Here is a 2,626-nt window from a genome sequence, read left to right as displayed (position 1 = left end):
AATATATTTTACATATATTACTTTTGTGGGGGTAACAATAATGGTCTTTAAATCAAAAAAAGATAAATTTTCTGAAATGTTAATGAATGTTTCCGAAAATTTAAAAGAAGGCGCGCAGTTTTTCGTGGAGTATAAAATTAAAAATGCTAGCGATTTAAAAGAGTTTTCTATGCGCATGAAAGAGTATGAGTCAAAAGGTGACTCATTTATTCACGAAATCATTATGGAGTTAAACAAAGCGTTTATCACTCCGATTGAGCGTGAGGACATCCTACAACTTGCAATGAGTATGGATGATGTATTAGACGGATTAGATCACAGTGCTGGTCTGTTCGAAATGTATTCTATTACAGAAGCTGATGAATACATGATTAAATTCGTAGAAGCAATTAATCAATGTGCGATTGAAATTGCAAACTCTGTTGAATTAATGTCTAACAAAAAATTAGTCGACATTCGTACAAATGCGATTAAGATTAAGGATTATGAATCACAGTGTGATGATATTCGCCGTCATGCGATTAAGAACTTATTCTCTCGTGAAAAAGATCCGATTAAGATTATTCAATTTAAAGAGATTTACGAAGAGCTTGAAGAAGTAGCTGATAGCTGTCAAAGCGTTGCAAACGTATTAGAAACAATTATTATGAAGAACGCGTAAGGAGTTTGATCATGGATACACTCTTGATACTGACCGTTTTAGTAGTCATTTGCGCTTTAGCTTTTGACTTTATCAATGGATTTCACGATACAGCAAACGCTATTGCAACGGCTGTTTCAACGAAAGCTCTAAAGCCTAGACATGCCATTATTATGGCGGCTATTATGAACTTTTTGGGCGCAATGACATTTACAGGTGTAGCAAAAACGATTACAAAAGATATCGTTGATCCATTCGCCTTACAAAATGGTTCTCTTGTAATTTTAGCTGCTTTGCTTGCGGCGATAGCTTGGAACTTAATTACTTGGTACTACGGTATTCCAAGTAGTTCTTCGCATGCAATTATCGGCTCAATCGCAGGTGCAGCAATTGCGGCCGCTGGGATTAGCTCGCTAAATCTTAAAGGATTTATTAAAATTATTGAAGCTTTAATCATTTCACCGATTATCGCTTTCGTTATTGGTTATACCGTATACAGTATTTTTAAAGTAGTATTTAAAAACTTTAACTTAACAAAAACGAATAAGAACTTCCGTATATTCCAGATTTTCACTGCAGCATTACAAGCCTACACACACGGTACGAATGATGCACAAAAAGCAATGGGAATCATTACGATGGCACTTATGGCTAATAACTATCATACTTCTAGCGATATCCCGTTCTGGGTACAATTATCTTGTGCTATCGCAATGGGGCTTGGTACTTCTGTCGGCGGATGGAAAATTATTAAAACTGTCGGTGGACAAATTATGAAAATTCGTCCTGTAAATGGTGTAGCTGCCGATTTATCATCATCACTTGTTATTTTCGGTGCAACATTCATTCACTTACCGGTTAGTACGACGCACGTTATCTCTTCTTCTATTTTAGGGGTTGGTGCTTCTCACCGTGTGAAAGGGGTAAAATGGGGAACTGCAAAACGTATGTTAATTACATGGGTTATTACACTTCCTATTTCAGCTTCTTTAGCTGCTCTGTTTTACTACCTATTACATTTTGTTTTCTAATCAAAAGTCGTCTTCCTTATTTTTCTAGGAAGACGACTTTTTTGTGAACAAGCCTATTTCTCATTAAAAAGCGTGTATAATAATTGGTGGATAAGTTATTTAGAGGAGTTGGCAATTTTGGAATACATCATGTTACTTTTCATCGGACTAATCGCCGGAACAGTCGGCAGCCTAGTTGGGCTTGGAGGCGGAATTATTATTGTTCCGTTATTAATTGGATTACACAGTTTATCACCACAACTTGCAGTAGGGACTTCCATGGTAACAGTCGTTTTCACAGGACTATCTTCCACCCTTACTTACATGAAGCATAAGCGAGTAGATTATAAAAGTGGACTTATTTTATTTATCGGAAGCGGCCCTGGTGGTATTATCGGATCATGGGCAAATAAATTTTTAAACCAAGACACATTTTCTTTATACTTTGGGATTTTCCTTATATTCGTCTCAATTCTACTTATGCTTCGAGACAAATTAAAACCTCTTTCCCTCTCAAATACGTCTGTAATTAAGCGTTCTTTTACAGATAATGATGGAAATACTGTACACTACCAATTCCCACCGTTTCTTGCTATCTTTATCGCCTTTATAGTTGGGTTTATATCTGGATTATTTGGAATTGGTGGCGGTGCCTTACTTGTTCCAGCAATGATGCTTCTTTTTGCATTCCCAGCACATATTGCAGTAGCAACTTCAATGTTCATCGTATTTCTATCAGCAATTGTAAGTTCTGCAACTCACATCTCACTTGGAAATGTCAGCTGGATTTATGCATTAATCCTGATTCCAGGTGCATGGATTGGCGGAAAAATCGGGGCTTACATTAATACAAAACTAAGTGGTAACGCCGTAATTAATTTATTACGTATTACGTTGATTATTCTTGGAACTAGATTAATCATTATTTCCCTTTTATAACGTATTCTTTTTAGAATGCGTTTTTCTTATACACATG

3 protein-coding genes are annotated in these 2,626 nt (G+C 36.2%); all 3 read left to right on the top strand.

All coding sequences use genetic code 11. From position 1 onward, the window contains the following. Nucleotides 1–40 precede the first annotated feature (40 nt). Entirely contained in the window at nt 41–661 is a 621-nt protein-coding gene (locus ACQGS6_RS26120) for a DUF47 domain-containing protein (protein ID WP_000231449.1), read from the top strand. An 11-nt stretch (nt 662–672) separates the two neighbouring features. Then, complete coding sequence (locus ACQGS6_RS26115; RefSeq protein WP_000380273.1) at nt 673–1,671, top strand: inorganic phosphate transporter; 999 nt, start codon at nt 673–675, stop codon at nt 1,669–1,671. 117 nt (nt 1,672–1,788) lie between these two features. Then, nucleotides 1,789–2,589, top strand: a complete 801-nt coding sequence (locus ACQGS6_RS26110) for a sulfite exporter TauE/SafE family protein (RefSeq protein WP_000455762.1) — start codon at nt 1,789–1,791, stop codon at nt 2,587–2,589. Nucleotides 2,590–2,626: the final 37 nt, after the last annotated feature.

The sequence above is a fragment of the Bacillus sp. GMs2/2 genome (assembly GCF_050172095.1).
Taxonomy (GTDB): Bacteria; Bacillota; Bacilli; order Bacillales; family Bacillaceae_G; genus Bacillus_A; species Bacillus_A cereus.
This window is presented reverse-complemented; position numbering and strand designations above follow the sequence as displayed.

Coding starts and splice junctions, on each gene's coding strand:
- ACQGS6_RS26120 (WP_000231449.1), top strand. CDS start 41: ATGGTCTTTAAATCAAAAAAAGATAAATTTTCTGAAATGTTAATGAAT.
- ACQGS6_RS26115 (WP_000380273.1), top strand. CDS start 673: ATGGATACACTCTTGATACTGACCGTTTTAGTAGTCATTTGCGCTTTA.